A 19,093-nucleotide genomic window follows, 5' to 3' on the forward strand; every position below is an offset into this window, starting at 1 on the left:
AATCCTTTACCAAATATTATATACAATGAAAAAATCAATCATAGCTTTAGCAACAGTACTAACCGCATTATTTAGTGCAAACAATATTCAAGCAAATACAATAAAATTAGAATCAGGAACTACAGAAGTCGTTGACGCAAATCAGCTTCAATCTGTATATGACGCTTATTTTGATGTTAAAGATGCACTTATAAAAAGTGATAGCAAATTGACTTCGGCAAAAGCAGCAACATTATTGACTGCTATTACTGCCGTAAAAATGGACAAATTAAAAAGCAACGAACATACGGTTTGGATGAAAGTGGTAAAGAAATTAACTACTGACGCTAAAAGTATTTCAGCTACAACAGATCTTAAAAAGCAACGTGAAACTTTTAAATCTTTATCTAAAAACACTTACGATTTAATAAAAGTTTCTAATCCAGAACAGCCAATCTACAAACAATATTGCCCAATGGCAGACGCTGATTGGTTAAGCAAAGAAAAAGCGGTTAAGAATCCATATTACGGTTCTTCGATGCTGACTTGCGGAAATGTGGTAGAAACGATCAAATAAATATGAAGCTTTACATCAAAAATATGGTGTGCAGCCGATGCAAAATGGTAGTGAAGTCTGAGTTCGAAAAACTCGGACTTCAACCTATTTCTGTAGAATTAGGAGAAGTTGAACTACAGGAAGAAATCAACGATTTGCAAAAAGAAATTTTATTAGAAAACCTGCAATCTTTGGGTTTTGATCTACTCGATGATAAAAAAACAAAAACAGTCGAAAGAATAAAAAACCTGATTGTAGATTTGGTTCATCATAAAAACAATGATTTAAAAATCAACCTATCAGAATATCTCGCAGAAAACTTAAATCAAGATTATAATTCATTAAGCAATTTATTTTCTGAAATCGAAAACACAACAATCGAAAAGTATTTTATCAATCAGAAAATTGAAAAAGTAAAAGAATTACTGATTTACAATGAGCTTTCATTAAGCGAAATTGCCGATATTCTAAATTACAGTAATGTAGCGCATTTGAGTAATCAGTTCAAAAAAATTACGGGCTACACTCCTACTTCATTTAAACAATTGAAAGATAATAAGCGTATTCAGATCGAGAATTTGTAGTTTTTTTTAAACCGCAAAGATGTTAAGGTTTACGCAATCTCGATAGCTATCGGGAGCAAAGATTTTTAGCCACAGATTAAAAAGATTAAAAGGATTTCAAAAATCTGTGTTAATCTTTTTAATCTGTGGCTAACTTTTTATGCGCAAAGCTTTGAGAACTCTCTAATCTTTAAACAAACAAAACTTAGTGCTCTTTGCGTAAATTCTTTGCGTCCTTTGCGTTAAAAAAACAGCATTTAGTAAATCTTACAAATCATTCCCAAAATTCTACAAACCGTTGTAAATCTTACTTCGGAAATTTGCATTGTAATACTTAAAAACCAATACAATGACTCATCAATATATAATTTCAGGAATGTCGTGCAACGGATGTCGAACTAAAGTCGAAAAAACTCTAAACGAAGTTGAAGGCGTTCAGGCAGAAGTGACTTTGAATCCGCCAATGGCTACGATCACAATGGACAAACATGTTCCGACAGAAAAATTTCAAGAAGTTTTAGCTGCTGCCGGAAATTATAGTATTGAAATGGATTCTCCTAAAAATCACGGCGAAGCTAAATCTTGCTGCTCTGGCCATAAAAAAGAGAATCACGATCATAATCATCATAAAACAGAAACTAAAAAAGTACACGTGCACAGTGCAAATGGCGTTTATTATTGCCCAATGCATTGCGAAGGTGACAAAACGTATAACAAACCTGGCGACTGCCCAGTGTGTGGAATGGATTTAGTGCCTCAAGTTGCTATAACAGCGACACAATTTACGTGTCCGATGCATCCAGAAATCGTTTCAAACGAACCAGGAGATTGTCCAATTTGCGGAATGGATTTAGTTCCAATGCAAGCTTCTGAAAGTGAGGAAAACAAAACTTACACTGATTTATTGAAGAAAATGAAAATCGCGATTTTGTTTACGCTTCCTATTTTCATTATTTCAATGTCAGAAATGATTCCAAATAATCCGCTTTACAATATTATGTCCATAGAAAAATGGAACTGGGTTCAGTTTCTATTTTCACTTCCTGTTTTATTTTATGCTGGCTGGATGTTTTTTGTCCGCGCTTACAAATCCATTGTGACATGGAATTTAAATATGTTTACACTAATCGGAATTGGAACAAGTGTTGCCTTTCTATTTAGTATTGTCGGAATGTTTTTTCCAGATATTTTTCCAGCCGAATTTAAATCACATCACGGAACCATTCATTTGTATTTTGAAGCCGCAACTGTAATTATCACCTTAGTTTTATTAGGACAATTATTGGAAGCCAAAGCACACGGACAAACGAATGGAGCCATAAAAGAACTATTAAAATTAGCGCCAACTGAGGCTACTTTAGTTGAAAACGGAATTGACAAAGTAATTTCTATTCATAACATTAAAAAGGGCGATTTACTTCGTGTAAAACCAGGAGAAAAAATTCCGGTTGACGGAAAAATAACTACTGGCGAAAGCAGTATCGATGAGTCAATGATAACTGGAGAACCAATTCCTGTTGATAAAAAAACAGGCGATGCTGTAATTTCTGGAACAATAAACGGAACAAAGTCATTTGTAATGATTGCCGAAAAAGTGGGGTCAGAAACGATGCTTTCACAGATTATTCAAATGGTAAATGACGCAAGCAGATCTCGCGCTCCGATTCAGAAATTAGTCGATCGTGTTTCTAAATATTTTGTTCCAACCGTTGTTATTATTTCGGTTTTAACCTTTTTTGCTTGGGCGAAATTCGGTCCTGAACCTGCTTATGTTTACGGATTAATTAATGCTATTGCTGTTTTAATTATTGCCTGCCCTTGTGCGCTTGGGTTGGCAACTCCAATGTCGGTTATGGTTGGTGTTGGAAAAGGCGCTCAAAACGGAATTTTAATAAAAAATGCCGAGGCTCTAGAAAACATGAATAAAATTGATGTTTTAATCACTGACAAAACAGGAACCATTACAGAAGGAAAACCATCTGTAGAAAAAGTCTATTCGGTTAATAATGAGGAAGATTTTCTGTTTCAAAATATTGCTTCGTTAAATCAGCACAGCGAGCATCCTTTGGCGCGAGCCGTAGTTAATTTCGCGAAAGCAAAAAATAGTGCTTTAAAAGAAGTTCAAGGTTTTGAAACTATTGCTGGAAAAGGAGTTTTAGGAACAATCGAAAACAAAAAAGTTGCCTTAGGAAATAAAAAATTAATGGACGAAATCGGTGCTTCTGTTTCTAGTGATTTAGAACAAAAAGTAACTGCCGAACAAAATTTAGGAAAAACTATTTCGTACATCGCAATTGAAAATGTTGTTTTAGGTTATGTTGCCATTACTGATGCCATTAAAGAAAATAGTGCAAAAGCGATCAAAGAATTAATCGATCAAGGCGTTGAGGTTATCATGATGACGGGAGATAATCATAACACCGCAAAAGCAGTTGCCGAACATTTGCATTTGAGTTCATTTAAAGCAGATTGTCTTCCACACGATAAATTAAAAGAAATTGAACGTCTTCAAGCTCAAGGAAAAATTGTTGCCATGGCGGGAGACGGAATCAATGATGCTCCGGCTTTAGCGCAATCTAACATCGGAATTGCCATGGGAACAGGAACAGATGTTGCAATCGAAAGCGCTAAAATTACTTTGGTTAAAGGCGATTTAAACGGAATTGTAAAAGCTAAAAACCTCAGTCATGCTGTAATGTCAAATATCAAACAGAATTTATTCTTTGCTTTTATATATAACACTTTGGGCGTTCCAATTGCAGCAGGAATTTTATATCCGTTTTTAGGAATCTTGCTTTCGCCGATGTTGGCTGCAGTTGCCATGAGTTTGAGTTCTGTATCTGTAATCGTAAATGCGTTGCGATTGAGAAATTTAAAATTATAAGCTAATGATTAAGATCAAATATATACTTATACTATTTTTAATCGCTTTTCAGCTAAAGGCGCAAAAAGTAGTGCGTTATGATTTGCATGTTCGCGATACGATTGTGAATTTTTCGGGCAAAGAAAAACGTGCAATTGCGGTAAACGGACAAATTCCAATGCCAACTCTGACTTTTACTGAAGGCGATATTGCAGAAATTTATGTTCATAACGAACTCAAAAAAGAAACGACTTCAATGCATTGGCACGGATTATTTCTGCCAAATAAAGAAGATGGTGTTCCGTACCTAACTCAAATGCCAATTGAGCCTGGAACAACTCATAAATATACTTTTCCGATTATTCAGAATGGAACTTATTGGTATCATAGCCATTCTGGTTTGCAGGAACAAATTGGTTTATACGGGCTTTTTATCATCAACAAGAAAAAAGACGATTCAACTATTAGAAAAGGCATTGACGATTTACCTACTATTCCAGTTATTTTAAGCGAATGGTCAGATTTAAAACCAGAGAATATTCAGCGAATGCTTCATAATGCAAATGATTGGTTTGCGATTAAAAAAGGAACAACACAAAGTTATGCCGAGGCTATCAAAGAAGGACATTTTTCGACCAAAGTAACCAACGAATGGAAACGAATGAACGCCATGGATGTCAGTGATGTTTATTATGAAAAGTTTCTAATCAATGGTAAAAATGAACAGCAGTTTTCAGACCTTAAACCAGGTTCAAAAGTCCGCTTACGAATTGCCAACGGAGGCGCATCAAGTTATTTTTGGCTGACTTATGGCGGAGGGAAAATCACCGTTGTAGCCAGTGACGGAAATGATGTTGAACCTGTAGAAGTCGATCGTCTGATTATTGCCGTTTCTGAAACTTATGATGTTGTGGTTACAATTCCTGAAGACAACAAATCTTTTGCTTTTTTGGCTACAGCCGAAGACAGAACAGGATCTGCGTCTTTGTTTTTAGGAAATGGAGAAAAACAGCCTATTCATCATCTTTCAAAACTAAAATATTTTGAGGGAATGAAAATGATGAACGATATGATGAAAATGAATGGAGAAATGAACGATATGGGCATGAATATGTCTTTGAATAAAATGGATATGAATGCCGTAATGTATCCAGAAATTTCGGGCGAAGATGAAAATTCAAAACCTAAAATGGATCATTCTAATCATAATATGGAAGACATGAAAATGGAAAGTGACAGCACTGAAACTTCAGAAATTGTGACTTTGAATTACGGAATGCTGAAATCTCCATTTAAAACCAATCTTCCAAAAGATGCGCCTGTAAAAGAATTGCGTTTTACGCTTTCTGGAAACATGAATCGTTACGTTTGGAGTTTAGATAATAAAGTGGTTTCTGAAACCGATAAAATTTTAATTAAAAAAGGAGAAAACGTTCGTATCGTTTTATACAACGGTTCGATGATGCGCCACCCAATGCATTTACACGGACATGATTTTAGAATCTTGAATGAACACGGCGATTATTCTCCATTGAAAAATGTGATTGACATTATGCCAATGGAAACCGATACGATCGAATTTCAGGCAAATGCCGATGGCGACTGGTTCTTTCACTGCCATATTTTATATCATATGATGGCTGGAATGGGAAGAATTTTTACTTACGAAAATTCAGCTCCAAATCCGTTGATTCATCATCCGGAAATGGCTTTTAAAATGCTTAAAATGGACGACAGAATGTTTCATTTTATGGCTGAAAATGATTTTGCGTCTAACGGAAATGACGGTGAAGCAATGTTCAGCAATACCAGATGGAGTATTGGAACCGAATGGAGGTTGGGTTATAATAACGAACATGGTTATGAAACTGAAACACATATTGGAAGATATATTGGGAAAAATCAGTGGCTGATGCCTTTTATTGGTTTTGACTGGCGATACCGAAGAATGGGAATAGACGAACAGGAACAAAATCTTTTCGGACAGAAAAATACCAAAGATAATCGTTCGGTTTTTAGCGCTGGTCTTGAATATACTTTGCCAATGCTCATAAAAGCGCAAGTCGAAGTATATACAGATGGAAATGTCCGCCTGCAATTTGAACGAAAAGACATTCCTCTTTCAAAACGTCTTCGTATGAATCTAATGTGGAATACCGACAAAGAATATATGGCTGGTTTAAAATATATCGTTGCCCGAAACTTCGGAATCACAACACATTACGATAGTGATATGGGTATTGGATTTGGAGTGAATTTGAATTATTAATTATAAAAACATTAACTTTTTTGTAAGAATCAACTCAACGAAATCTTTCTATATTTGACTACCAATTATAATCTCTAACTCAAAAAACATTTAATTAAAATGACAAAAGTTATCACAGTAATGACAGCAGCCTTATTCTCAATTGGAGTAATGGCTCAAGAAACAAAACCTGCTACAAAAGAAAAAGCAAAAAAAGAATCTTGCTGCAAAAAAACAGCAGATAAAAAAGATAAAAAATCTTGTTGCGTTAAAAAATAAACTGAAATTTATTTCAAGAAAAAGACCTCGACTATTTGAGGTCTTTTTTTGTGTTTATTTGCCACAGATTAAAAGAATTAGAAAAGATTTTTTTTAATCTTCATAGAGAAATCTTTTACATCCTTTTAATTTGTGGGTAAAAAAAACTATTTCACTGTCGCAACGTTTCCTGTTCTAGTCAAAACACCCCAACTTTGGCTTTCTCCTTTTATAGCTTTTCTCAACGCTTTAAATAAAATCACATACATTAATTGTCTGTACACAAATCGTTGCGGAATCAACCAAATTAGCTTTGTAAGTTTTTCTTTTTCAAAAACAAAGGCCACAACACTAACTAACATATCAACTAGCATAAAAGCAATATAATAAATCAGGATTTTATGAAGACTGTCTGAATCGTTGTGATTCCAAATCAAACTTACAATAAGAACTAAATCTGCCAATGGCGCAAAAATGGGTAAAACGATCTGAAAAATCAAAATATTGGGCAAAGCAACCATTCCCAAACCTTTGTATCTCGGATTAAAACACGCATCTCTGTTTTTCCAAAAAGCCTGCATAATTCCGTAACTCCAACGGAAACGTTGTTTCATAAATTCCTTCAAACTTTCAGGCGCTTCTGTCACCGCAACTGCTTCAATGCAATTTATAATATGATAATCGTTTCTTAGAATACGTATGGTCAAATCACAATCTTCTGCAAGTGTATCAGTTGTAAAACCTCCAGCTTTTTCAATTGCTTTTTTCTTAAATGCACCAATTGCACCAGGAACTACAGTTATTCCGTTTATTAAATCAAAAGCTCTTCGATCAAAATTCTGCGCCGTTGTATATTCAATACTTTGCCATCTGGTAAGCATAGTGTTCTCATTTCCAACTTTTACGTTCCCAGCAATAGCACCAATTTCTTGGTTGTCTTTTAATTGCATTGTAAAACCTTTCATTAATTGTGAAATCGCATCTTTTTTCAATTGTGTATCTGCATCAATACAGACTACATATTCATTTTCGGTAAGCTTGATTCCGTAGTTTAGTGCCGAAGCTTTTCCACCATTTGGTTTTGTGTGTACTTTGACTTTTAAATTATTCGCGAAAGCTTCATTAATCATGGCAAAAGTTTTATCCTTAGAACCATCATCCACAAAAACAATATCAAAATCTGGGTAATCTTGTCCCAATAAATTTTCAATTGTTTTTACAGCATTTATTTCCTCATTATAAGCCGGAACAATTATACTAACTTTAGGACTTTCATTATTTGTCTTATAAACTGGAGGATGTTTATGATCACGCCATTTTTTCAGAAAAGCCATAATTGCCATTAATGCAATTCTCAAAAAACCTAGAAAAATAGCAACCCAAAATGTAGCTGTAATAAAATGCCCGAACCAATATCCAAAATCAAAAATAAAATTATCTAAACTTATAAACTGGCCTTTTGCTTTAGGCATAATTTGATCTTTGGTTTTGCCCAGTAAATGCGAAACTGTTGTAAACTGAATATTTCTGTCTTTAAAATATTTAATAATTCTAGGCAGAGCTTCAACAGTTGCTTGTCTGTTTCCGCCCGCATCATGAAGCAAAATAATTCCTTTATCAGGATTTGCCCCGTATTGTTTTATGGTTCTAGCATAAACCGAATCGGCACTAACGCCTTTTTCCCAATCGTTAGGATCAATACTTTCTCCAACAGAATAATAATTTTGAGCTTTACTTAATGCAATTGGTTTTAATTCGGCTTCAGTTGTAGGTTCTGCGTCTGCATTGTAAGGTGCTCTAAAAAGTACTGTGCTTCGTCTTGTTACAGCTTCAATCAACAATCTTGTCGTTTCCATTTCGGCTGAAGCTCTTTCTGGACTTACCAAAGCAATATTTGGATGAGTAAAAGTATGATTACCGATTTCATGCCCTTCATTATAAATTCTTTGCAGCAAAGGAATATTGTCTTCGGCTTGAATACCAATAACAAAAAATACGGCTGGTACTTTTTCTCTTTTTAAAATATCTAATATTTGTGGTGTATAAGTAGGATCTGGGCCATCGTCAAAAGTCAGAATCACTTGTTTGTGAACATTTCCAAACTTACTTATTACGTATTTAGTTGGCAATTCTACATATTTTTGTTCGGTAATAATATTATCGTCTTTATCAATTTCCAAATCAATTTTTCCTGGCGCAGGATCGGCTATTACATTCAATATTTCGCCATCGCCAATATATGCAGGACTTTCGATTCTAGTACTGACACGTTTCATTACACTAAAATCAAAAGGCTTTTTACTGACACTTTCGTTTGTCAGACTACGCTGGTAATAGCTCCATAAACGCTGATCTTCGCTTCCTAAACGCCATAAGGCCGTTCCTGCCAAACCATATTCATCACTAAATCTGATAGTATTAAAATTAGTTGCCGCATCTTCAAAATCAACTTCGTGTTTTTTGCCATTACTATCTATATACTTAAAAGAGTTGTTGTAGGTATTGTTATCAAATTTTATTGTGGCATTGTGTTGTTTTGCAATTGCAATTGCTTGATCGTAAGTGATGGTTTCTCCCTCTTCTGTTTCTTCCCAATCATAACCATAACCGGCAAAACAAAGAATAATTTTGTCTGACGGAATTTCCTTCGCTGTTTTATCTACAATTCTTTCAATCCATTTCTGACTGCTTACTTCGCCTGGAACACTGCTCGCGTAATGCTCATCATAGGCCATTAAAAACATATAATCATTATACTTTGACAATTCTTTGACATTAAAATCTTCATTGCCAGCCATTATATCTTGCGAAACCAAATAGCCAAGCGGATGCAATTTTTCATATAATTCTTTCTGAAAAGCAATTATGGGCTCATCACTATTCTCTTTAAATTCTTCAAAATCGATATTAATTCCCTGCAGTTTGTATTTATCCAAAACTTTTACAATATCATTTATAAGTCTTTCTTTTTTTGACTTATCATGAAGGATTTGATGAATCAAATCACCATCAAAATCTCCTTCGCCCAAAGATTCATTGATATTATTAATTAACGGAAGAATTTTCACCTTCGCTTTTTTCATGACTTTAAGCGCTGCGGTATCAATTTCGGTTCTCAGCAAATCTGTTTTTGGATCAATAAAAAACCATTCTGGAACTACCATATTCAGTTTATCTACATTTTTTTGAAGTGAAAATAAACTTTGTGGATCCCAGTCCACCAAGAAAGCTGCTCGAACTTCGGTAGCCGTTTTAGTTACACGAGGTTGACTTGCGAGTTTCTCAACTCTTGATTTTGATCTTAAAAAATAATCGAATCCTCTAAACTTTTTTAATTCTTTTGCGCTTAATTCTTTTGGAACAATCGGATTATCGAGAGTTTTTCCCGCAGTTGATTTATTTGCTAAAAGTGGTAGTTCTGGTTTTAATCCTCTTTTTAAAGTGATGAAAAAAATCGGAACCATTAAAATAAGAAGAAACAAAATAAGTCGGCTAGACCATTGAAATGTTTTCCAACGTTTTTTAGTCTCTGTTTGAAATATTTGTTTTTTTTCCTCCATAAATTCTTTTTTCGAATGAATTAATTGTTTGCATACAAAAACAATAACATATTTTTCCTACAAATATAAAGCTCAATTTAGAATATAAAAGTAGTATCTCAACATGAAGACGGAATGAAAACACTAAAATATTAGAGTTTTAGCTGAATAATTTTTCAAATAAATTTACAAAAGAAAATTTAACAAAATCAAAAACGCACTGAATTTCAAATAGTTAAAAACAAAATCGTTTTTTTATGCACAAAAAAAGCCTGTTTCTCAACAGGCCTTTATTAATATTTAAAAGTTTTTATTTTATTTCAAACGAACACTCCATTCAAAATCCATTTCAGAAACCTGAACACCTTCTTCATTTGTTCCAATAGATTTCATCCAGAATGTCTGTCCTTCTCCAGTTTCAATTGTTCTTTTTATAGCATCGGCAATTAAATGGCCATCATTGCAAACAAATGTAATTCTTCCAGTTGCTTTTTTTGTAAAATTTCCTTTGTTGTTGGCTACTAACATAGAGATTTTTCTACCGCTCTGTTGAATCTGAGAAATTACCAAAGCTCCAGTTGTTAACTCTGCCGCCATAGCTTGAACTGCAAAATACATAGAGTTAAACGGATTCTGATTGATCCATCTGTGCTTTACCGTTACTGTACAACTGCTATTGTTTATATCTTTTACACGTACTCCGCAAAAGTATGCAGAAGGCAATTTGAATAAGACGAATTTATTAAGTTTTGATACCGAAAGTGCCATATGATTTATTTTTTATGTAAAAATACAAAAAAACTATGCACGCACAATAAATTATTAACTTAACAAAACGAAGCCAATAAACATAAGACTTTCGAATGATTTTCAACAATTTAAAGTCAATTTCATAGTTTTAAATTTGTTAAATTTTTGTTAATAATTAGTACTATGCAAAACAAGATACTGTTTTTTAGCCATATATTTGCATAAGAAATTACTATATACTTTTAATCATGGAAACAACAACACCACTAATCATGGAAAAAACATCAGAAAAGAATACAGCAGCATTTACTCATTTGAGTACTTTAAGCCAATATATAATTCCGTTTGGGAACTATATTTTTCCGCTAATAATTTGGACTAGTTACAAAGACAAATCTGAATTTGCAGATCATCACGGAAAACAGGCTTTGAACTTTCAGTTAAGCATTTTGCTTTACTCTTTAATTTTAGCCCTTATTGCTATCCCAATTTTTATTACAGTTTTCTTGCAGAATCTTCCAATAGAAGCTGTTTTTAATGACGACGATTTTGTAATCAGAAATTTCAACATTCAAGCAAACATTGGAATTTTAAGTGTCGGGATTACAGCTGTCGTTCTTTTTGCAGTTTTGAAATTTGTTGAATTCTTTTTAGTGATTTATGCTTCAATAAAAGCTTCAAACGGAGAATTATATAAATATCCGCTTACGATTCCTTTTGTAAAGTAAAACGACAAAATTAAAAGTTATAGCCGAAACATCAATCAAATCATATACGTTTCGAAATCAATCATCAATCAAATCATCATCAATCAAAAAACGAATTGTTCAATCAAAAAAAAACAAAATGAAATTATGAACATTGAAAACACAAAAGCACAGATGCGCAAAGGTGTTCTTGAGTTTTGCATCTTATCAGTTCTAAAAGAAAAAGACGCATATACATCTGAAATATTAGACACTTTAAAAAACGCAAAATTACTAGTTGTAGAAGGAACCGTTTACCCGTTGTTAACTAGATTAAAAAATGACGGTTTACTAAATTATCGCTGGGAAGAATCGACCTCAGGGCCGCCACGAAAATATTATGGATTAACCGAAATAGGACAAACTTTTTTAAACGAACTTAGCGGCACTTGGACAGAATTATCTGACGCCGTAAATCTAATCACCAATCAAAATCAATAAGTCATGAACAAAACAGTAAATATTAACTTAGGCGGGATGTTTTTTCACATCGATGAAGATGCATACTTAAAATTGACACGCTACTTTGACGCTATAAAACGATCACTTAACAACTCATCTGGTCAGGATGAAATTATTAAAGATATCGAAATGCGTGTTTCTGAATTATTGACAGAAAAACAAAAAAGCGAAAAACATGTTGTTGGACTGAAAGATGTTGACGAAGTGATTGCAGTAATGGGTCAGCCAGAAGATTACCGCATTGAAGATGAAGAAAACGCAAACCAATCTTTCAATAATTACGGCCCAAGAAAACACAAAAAATTATATCGCGATAAAGAAAAAGGTATGATTGGTGGTGTAGCAACAGGTTTAGGACATTATTTTGGAATTGACGCTGTTTGGATTAAAATCATATTCTTAATCTTCGTTTTTGCAGGTTTTGGAACAGGAATCTTAGCTTATTTCGTTCTTTGGATTGTAACTCCTGAAGCGGTTACAACTTCTGAAAAATTAGAAATGACAGGAGAGCCAGTAACGATTTCGAACATCGAAAAAAAAGTTCGTGAAGAAATTGATACGCTTTCTGAAAAATTCAAAAATGCAGATTATGATAAAATGGGAAACCAAGTAAAGTCGGGAGCTGAGAGAATAAGTAGTTCATTTGGAGACTTTGTCATGACGGTTTTTAAAATTTTTGCTAAGTTTTTAGGTGTGATTCTAATTATAGCAGGACTTTCAACTTTGATCATGTTATTGATTGGGGTTTTTACTCTAGGAACTAACATTTTTATCGATTTCCCTTGGCAAAATTTTATTGAAGCAGGAAACTTTGCAGAATATCCGCTTTGGTCATTTGGATTATTAATGTTCTTTGCAATTGGAATTCCATTTTTCTTCTTAACACTTTTAGGATTTAAATTGTTATCTCCAAATTTAAAATCAATCGGGAATATTACAAAATACACGCTTTTAGCTCTTTGGATTATATCTATTGCAATTCTTACTAGTATTGGAATCAAACAGGCTACTGAAATTTCATACGATAATAAAGTAGTAGAGAAAAAAGTTCTAGCAATTAAACCAACTGATACTTTATACATTAAATTCAAGTATAATGATTACTATACAAAAAGCTTGAACCACTATAGAGAATTTGAATTTGTACAAGATTCTGCAAACAATGAACTGATTTATTCTAATGATGTACGTATACATGTATTGCATACAGACGAGTCGACTCCATTTATGCAGATCGAAAAAAGTGCAAGAGGAAACTCTTTTACAAATGCTAAAAAAAGAGCAGAAAAAATTAATTACAAGTTTCAAGTTAACGGAAATCATTTAATTTTGGATAACTATTTTCTGACAGATGTTAAAAATAAATTTAGAGGTCAAGAAGTTGATATTTACCTTTATCTTCCAGAAGGACAACTAATTAAACCAGACTCATCTGTTAGAGATTATTACAATTCAGATGACAATTTCTTCGAATTAAATTATAAAGGAGATTACAACTATAAAGTTATCGGGGCTAAAGTAAAATGTTTAAACTGTCCTGCTGATGAAAACAATGATGAAATTGACTACGATAGTATCAACGAAGATGTTAATGAAGCAATTAATGATGCTAAAATTGATCCTGCTGACACTATAAAAGAAGTTTCGGTTAAAATTAACGGAAAAGAAGTTTTAAACGGAAAAAAAACTAAAGGAAGACTAACTACTGATAAAAACGGAGTGATAATCAAAATTAACTAAACCATGATAAAAATAATCATTCATATTACGAAATTTATAATTATAACTATTACGGCTTTATTATTTGCTTCATGCAACTTTAACATGAATGCAATTGAAGGAAGCGGAAATGTTACAACAGAAAAAAGAACCGTTAATGGAGAGTTTAAAAATATCTCTGTAAGTAATGCTATCGATCTAGTTATTCAGCAATCTGACCAAACAGAAATTACAGTTGAAGCCGACGATAATCTTCAAAAAGAAATTGTTACTCGAGTAGAAAACGGAACTCTTATTATTGAATGTAAATACAGCTCTTTCCGTAACATTACGTCAAAAAAGGTAACGGTAAAAATGCCTGCAATTAATAGAATTGAAGCTTCTAGCGCATCAACTGTTGAAACTAGCGGACTTATTCATGGTGAAGATATTACTTTGGAACTTTCTAGCGCCGCATCAATGGATATGAATATTGAATCGGATAGAATTTCAATAGATACAGGAAGTGCTGGTTCTATAGAAATTAAAGGTAAAGCATTAAGCCTTAACGCTTCTGTTTCAAGCGGCGGAAGTATTGATGCTGAGGAATTAATGGCAAATGATATTCATGCAGATGCTTCTAGCGGAGGAACAGTTTCTGTACACCCAATCTTAAGTCTAAAAGCAGAAGCTTCTAGCGGTGGAAATGTAAACTACAGCGGTAATCCAAAAAAAGTTGAAAAATCTGAAACTTCTGGAGGAAGCGTTAGCAAAAGCTAGACAAACAACTGTTAAATATAAAAGAAATCATTCATCAAAAGTGGATGATTTTTTTATATTTGTCAAAATCAAATCTAGAATTAATGAAAAAAAGTACAGCGCTGCTCTTATTATTATTTGTTACAACCTTGACTTTTGCACAAAAAAGAGAAAAAATAAAAGGTTCTAAAATCGTTACCACTTCATTACAAGAAATTGGAAGTTTTGACGCTCTTGAAGTCGATGATAACCTGGAAGTTTACTTGGAAGAGGGAGAAAAAAATGCGATCAAAATCGAAGCCGATGACAACCTGCACGATATTGTAGGAATGGATTTAAGAGAAAAAACGCTTCGATTATATACTAATAAAGAATCTACTATTTTCAAGAAATTATCTGTAAAAGTTACTTATACTAAATCGTTGAAAAAAGTAATTACTAAAAATGAAGCCGTTGTTTATGCTATTCAAGAATTGCATCTAGATGACATCACAATGAATTGTCTTGATTTTTCTAAACTATTTTTGAATGTAAATTCTAAAAAATTCACTCTTATAGCAGATGATAAAACAAGAACAGAATTAAATTTAAAAGCAGAAGACGGAATCTTACAGTTGAGCAAAAATGCAGTTGTTAAATCTTTAGTTTCTTCTATAAAATTCAAATGTGATTTATATCAAAAAGCAAATGCTGCGATAGAAGGTATTGCTGAAAAAGCAACTATTAGATTAGACAATAATTCTGTTTTTACAGGAGCAAAATTTACTTTGAAAGAAGCAAATGTAACTGCTGAAAGTTCTGCTGTTGGAAGTATTCTAGCCGAAACTACACTTTCTTTAGCAATAGGTGACAAAGCAGAAATTTCTCTTTACGGAAATCCAGCAATACAGCTTACGCGTTTTTCTGAAGAAGCGAAGTTGCTTAAGAAGATAAAATAATTTGTGTTAGATTTTCTTTCTTTCAGGTTTTAAGTTGAAAGAAAGATTTGAATACAAAACAAAAAAATCCCAATCTAAATTTTAGATTGGGATTTTTTTATAGCAAAGTTTTAAACGTTTCAACAACTTGAAGCTTAAAACTTATTATTCTTTAGAAGCTAAATATCTTTCTGCATCTAATGCAGCCATACATCCTGTACCTGCAGCAGTAATTGCTTGACGATATACATTATCAGCGGCATCACCAGCTACAAAAACACCATCAACATTAGTTTTAGATGTTCCTGGAGTATTTACGATGTAACCTGTTTCATCTAATGTGATATAATCTTTAAAGATATCTGTATTTGGTTTGTGTCCAATTGCTACGAAGAAACCAGTTGCAGGAATTTCGATAGTTTCTCCCGTAGTTTTATTTAATGCTTTAATAGCATGAACTACATTATTATCTCCAAGAACTTCAACTGTATCATGGTTCATTAAAATCTCAATGTTTTCAGTTTTACGAACACGCTCTTCCATAATTTTAGAAGCTCTAAATTTCTCACTTCTAACCAACATTGTTACTTTTTTACAAAGTTTAGATAAGTAATGTGCTTCTTCACAAGCAGAATCTCCTGCTCCAACAATAACAACATCTTGATTTCTGTAGAAGAATCCGTCGCAAACCGCACAAGCAGAAACTCCACCACCCATATTTAAATAGTGTTGTTCTGATGGCAATCCTAAATATTTAGCCGAAGCACCTGTAGAAATAATTACAGTTTCGCAGTGTAATTCGATTGTATCATTAATCCAAACTTTATGAATATCTCCAGAAAAATCAACTTTTGTTGCCCATCCGTCACGAATGTCTGCACCAAAACGTTTTGCTTGTTCTTGCAACTGAATCATCATTTCAGGCCCTGTTACTCCATCAACATAACCTGGAAAGTTCTCAACCTCATTAGTCGTAGTCAACTGACCACCAGGCTGCATTCCTTGATATAATACTGGATTCATGTTAGCTCTAGCCGCATAAATAGCTGCAGTATAACCTGCAGGACCAGAACCTATAATAAGGCATTTAATTTTTTCGATTGTATTTGACATAGTAATAGTTTTTTTGAGTTGCAAATGTAAACTTTATTATAAAAAATAACCTCGAAAATAAATCTGAAATAGCTATCTTAAAATAAGTTTTATTTATTTTCCTTTTTTTCTTTTACAAATCAAATTTATTTATATCTTTGCATCCGCTTTCGGGCACTACAACAAAAATTACATCTTCGGGGTGTAGCGTAGCCCGGTTATCGCGCCTGCTTTGGGAGCAGGAGGCCGCAGGTTCGAATCCTGCCACCCCGACAAAAGCCGAATAGAAATGTTCGGCTTTTTTATTTCCATAAACTTAAACATCAACTTTGCGTTTTTGCAACTTTACGAGCAAAAAACGCAATAGAAAAATAAAAAAAAACTCCGAAAACCAATAGTCTTCAGAGTTTTTGTTTCGAGATTTTTTTTATTATTTCCCCATACTAATATAAGAAGGATACGATTCACGTTTTGGCAAAACAAATTCCTCATCAAAAGGCTGTGTGCCTTCGCTATTATTATAAGACGCTACACGTTTTACACCAGTTGACGTGCTTCCGCCCGTACTATTTATAACATTTTGAATATTACCCGATCCAGCAAACCGAGTAATGCACATTTTCTCCAATTTCACATTTGGACTGTTTGGTATTTCAAAACCATTTTTCTTATTTACATTTCCATCCGTTCCTGTAAAAACTGCATATGAACCCATTCCGACTGTATGATGTTCTTTGACGGTATTTGCTACTTTAAAAGCCGCATAACCATCAACTCTACCTCCTTGACTACTCCAACTTGCTTGATTCGGAGCATCGTATGGAGGTTCATTCTGAAAGAAAAAAGTTCTCCCGCGCTCACCAAGCCATAACACTTCGTATTCCTGATAATGCTCAACAAATAATGCATAAAGCGTAACATCATTTCCTGTAACAATAAGTCCGTTTTTACATCTATCTCTCGTCCAGCGTGCATCGCCTCCTTTTTGCGAACCATGATCGGCACGCCACAACCAGAAATGATCTCCTACAACATTATTACTATTTATTTGCATAGAAGCCTCAATCTGAATATTTTTTGACTGAACTCCACCTACTCTACAAGTAATATCACTAAGCAGAATAGGATCTGCACTGTGATCCGTATTTGCTCCTTCATTACCAATTCTAATTTGATACGTGGTACTATTTAATGAATCCATCAAAAGTCCCCCAATGATAATTCCATCTTTATCATCTGCATAAATGCATCCCCAACTATTTTTCTCGGTAGGCTCAAGCGTAACTGATCCAATACCTGCTCCTAAAAGAATCGCATCTTTCCTATTTACTTGGATTGGAGCATTTAATGCATAATGTCCTGGAGTAAAAAATATATTTTTGCCAGCTTTCAAAGCTGCGTTAATTTCCTTATCGGTATCTCCTTCTTTAGCAACATACCAACTCGTAATTAAATCTTGAATTTTACCTTTCCCCATATCTTTCACAGACCAAGAAACCCCAACTCTATCATTTTGCCACGCTGGAACAAACACTTTGTATTCTCCATCACTATCAATAAAAAGAAAAGGTTTTTCTCTGATAATAGGTGTCGTAGGAATAGGCGAATTACTATCATCTGCTTCAGGAGCATTGACGCAACCTTGCCACACCATATTATAAGAACCTCCCATGGCACCAGAACCCGAAGGAAAAACAGCATTTCTTATATACCATTGTTGCTGTCCGCCCCAATTCGGCCTTGACGTAGTGTAATGAGCATCGACAATAAAACCGCCACTTCCCCAAAAATTGGTATCTCCAATATCCGAAATATACTTAGAAGTACTTTCAATCAAAAGTCTTCTTGCGCTCGTTGATTGAGAAACCGTCCACGAAAAATCACGCATAATTTCTACGTTTTCTACAGAACGCCAAAACGTACATGTTGCATTTGCTCCGCCAGAAAGATGCGGTCTTGTAAATATTGCGCCCAATTTAACGTCAGAAGGCACTTTTCCTAAACCTCCAATATGAGAATAAAACCCCAACTCTATAGCATTTGCCTCTTTTGACGATGCAGAACCAGAACCACCAACATCATAAGTCTGACCATTTACATTTGGTTTAAAGTAATAAGCTTGGCGTTTTGTTGTCCATTCGCCATTTGCACCACCTAAACCAATACTGCTAAACTGAGAGTTAATTTCATCTCGTGCAGTTTCAGTTTTTTCGTGTTTTCGATCATAGAAATACATATTGTCTCCAAAAATTTGATTTTCGAGAGAAATTACAATAGTGATATTGTCACGAGTGACTTTATAATAATTCTCATATTTAGCTTTATTAGGCTTATTGTCAATAAATATCAATTTAGAAGTCGATCCCACTGACACAAATTCTGATGCTAAACGACTTCCTCCTCTTGTAATAACATAATTTCCCGAAGAGCCAAAAGCCGACCATGATAATGTAATAGTATGTTTCTTTTTGTCGTAAACAATTTTGCGTTCTATTTTTTTATTTCCCTCCATTGTTTCGTTGATCGAATCAGGTGAAACAAAACTGCATAAAAACAGAAAAAACGCAAATACTGCAAGTAATGAGAATGCTTTTTTACTCATAAGAATGTTCTTTTTTGTGGTTTGATAGATTGTAATAAATGTAATTTTTAGAAATCCCAAA

Annotated in this window: 14 protein-coding genes and 1 tRNA gene; 11 read left to right on the plus strand and 4 right to left on the minus strand. The window is 33.8% G+C overall.

Annotated elements, in window-relative coordinates:
- Positions 1 to 25: 25 nt before the first annotated feature.
- The 5 genes from AC1Q5Z_RS21030 to AC1Q5Z_RS21050 all read left to right on the plus strand — a co-directional run bounded on the left by AC1Q5Z_RS21030 (position 26) and on the right by AC1Q5Z_RS21050 (position 6,488).
- Positions 26 to 556, plus strand: coding sequence for a DUF3347 domain-containing protein (locus tag AC1Q5Z_RS21030; protein WP_343588523.1), 531 nt, complete (start codon positions 26 to 28; stop codon positions 554 to 556).
- A gap of 2 nt (positions 557 to 558) precedes the next feature.
- A complete protein-coding gene (locus AC1Q5Z_RS21035) occupies positions 559 to 1,119 on the plus strand; it encodes a helix-turn-helix domain-containing protein (RefSeq protein WP_281633787.1) in 561 nt (186 codons plus the stop codon).
- A 328-nt stretch (positions 1,120 to 1,447) separates the two neighbouring features.
- Positions 1,448 to 3,982 (plus strand): heavy metal translocating P-type ATPase, encoded by a 2,535-nt coding sequence (locus tag AC1Q5Z_RS21040; RefSeq protein ID WP_492446697.1) that lies wholly within the window; start codon positions 1,448 to 1,450, stop codon positions 3,980 to 3,982.
- A 4-nt stretch (positions 3,983 to 3,986) separates the two neighbouring features.
- Complete coding sequence (locus tag AC1Q5Z_RS21045) at positions 3,987 to 6,230, plus strand: multicopper oxidase family protein (protein ID WP_492446699.1); 2,244 nt, start codon at positions 3,987 to 3,989, stop codon at positions 6,228 to 6,230.
- Between the two features lie 99 nt (positions 6,231 to 6,329).
- On the plus strand, positions 6,330 to 6,488 hold the full coding sequence (locus tag AC1Q5Z_RS21050; protein ID WP_345158402.1) for a hypothetical protein: 159 nt from the start codon (positions 6,330 to 6,332) through the stop codon (positions 6,486 to 6,488).
- Between the two features lie 146 nt (positions 6,489 to 6,634).
- Here AC1Q5Z_RS21050 and AC1Q5Z_RS21055 read toward each other — a convergent pair whose 3' ends face one another.
- Both AC1Q5Z_RS21055 and AC1Q5Z_RS21060 read right to left on the minus strand, forming a co-directional pair.
- Positions 6,635 to 10,027: a trifunctional glycoside hydrolase family 18/polysaccharide deacetylase/glycosyltransferase family 2 protein gene (locus AC1Q5Z_RS21055; RefSeq protein ID WP_492446701.1), complete on the minus strand. Its 3,393-nt coding sequence runs from the start codon at positions 10,025 to 10,027 to the stop codon at positions 6,635 to 6,637.
- A gap of 294 nt (positions 10,028 to 10,321) precedes the next feature.
- The gene (locus AC1Q5Z_RS21060; RefSeq protein ID WP_286970763.1) at positions 10,322 to 10,774 is read right to left on the minus strand and encodes a DUF4442 domain-containing protein; all 453 of its coding nucleotides are present in this window, start codon (positions 10,772 to 10,774) and stop codon (positions 10,322 to 10,324) included.
- Positions 10,775 to 11,004: 230 nt separating this feature from the next.
- Here AC1Q5Z_RS21060 and AC1Q5Z_RS21065 point away from each other — a divergent pair, with 230 nt between their 5' ends.
- The 5 genes from AC1Q5Z_RS21065 to AC1Q5Z_RS21085 all read left to right on the plus strand — a co-directional run bounded on the left by AC1Q5Z_RS21065 (position 11,005) and on the right by AC1Q5Z_RS21085 (position 15,359).
- The gene (locus AC1Q5Z_RS21065; RefSeq protein ID WP_343588527.1) at positions 11,005 to 11,484 is read left to right on the plus strand and encodes a DUF4870 domain-containing protein; all 480 of its coding nucleotides are present in this window, start codon (positions 11,005 to 11,007) and stop codon (positions 11,482 to 11,484) included.
- A gap of 126 nt (positions 11,485 to 11,610) precedes the next feature.
- Positions 11,611 to 11,943 (plus strand): PadR family transcriptional regulator, encoded by a 333-nt coding sequence (locus tag AC1Q5Z_RS21070; RefSeq protein WP_008464689.1) that lies wholly within the window; start codon positions 11,611 to 11,613, stop codon positions 11,941 to 11,943.
- 3 nt (positions 11,944 to 11,946) lie between these two features.
- On the plus strand, positions 11,947 to 13,704 hold the full coding sequence (locus AC1Q5Z_RS21075; protein WP_492446704.1) for a PspC domain-containing protein: 1,758 nt from the start codon (positions 11,947 to 11,949) through the stop codon (positions 13,702 to 13,704).
- 3 nt (positions 13,705 to 13,707) lie between these two features.
- Positions 13,708 to 14,442 carry a head GIN domain-containing protein gene (locus AC1Q5Z_RS21080; protein ID WP_278020509.1) on the plus strand — a complete coding sequence of 245 codons (735 nt, stop codon included), beginning with the start codon at positions 13,708 to 13,710 and terminating at the stop codon, positions 14,440 to 14,442.
- Between the two features lie 83 nt (positions 14,443 to 14,525).
- Positions 14,526 to 15,359, plus strand: a complete 834-nt coding sequence (locus AC1Q5Z_RS21085) for a GIN domain-containing protein (RefSeq protein WP_343588421.1) — start codon at positions 14,526 to 14,528, stop codon at positions 15,357 to 15,359.
- Between the two features lie 144 nt (positions 15,360 to 15,503).
- Here AC1Q5Z_RS21085 and trxB read toward each other — a convergent pair whose 3' ends face one another.
- Positions 15,504 to 16,451, minus strand: a complete 948-nt coding sequence (gene trxB / locus AC1Q5Z_RS21090; protein WP_198858372.1) for a thioredoxin-disulfide reductase — start codon at positions 16,449 to 16,451, stop codon at positions 15,504 to 15,506.
- Positions 16,452 to 16,628: 177 nt separating this feature from the next.
- Between trxB and AC1Q5Z_RS21095 the strand changes: the two genes are divergently transcribed.
- Positions 16,629 to 16,703: transfer RNA gene (locus tag AC1Q5Z_RS21095), tRNA-Pro, on the plus strand.
- 157 nt (positions 16,704 to 16,860) lie between these two features.
- Here the strand turns inward: AC1Q5Z_RS21095 and AC1Q5Z_RS21100 are convergent.
- Complete coding sequence (locus tag AC1Q5Z_RS21100; protein ID WP_492446705.1) at positions 16,861 to 19,032, minus strand: pectate lyase-like domain-containing protein; 2,172 nt, start codon at positions 19,030 to 19,032, stop codon at positions 16,861 to 16,863.
- Between the last annotated feature and the right edge of the window lie 61 nt (positions 19,033 to 19,093).

Source organism: Flavobacterium sp. GW823-FHT06G12 (assembly GCF_058794775.1).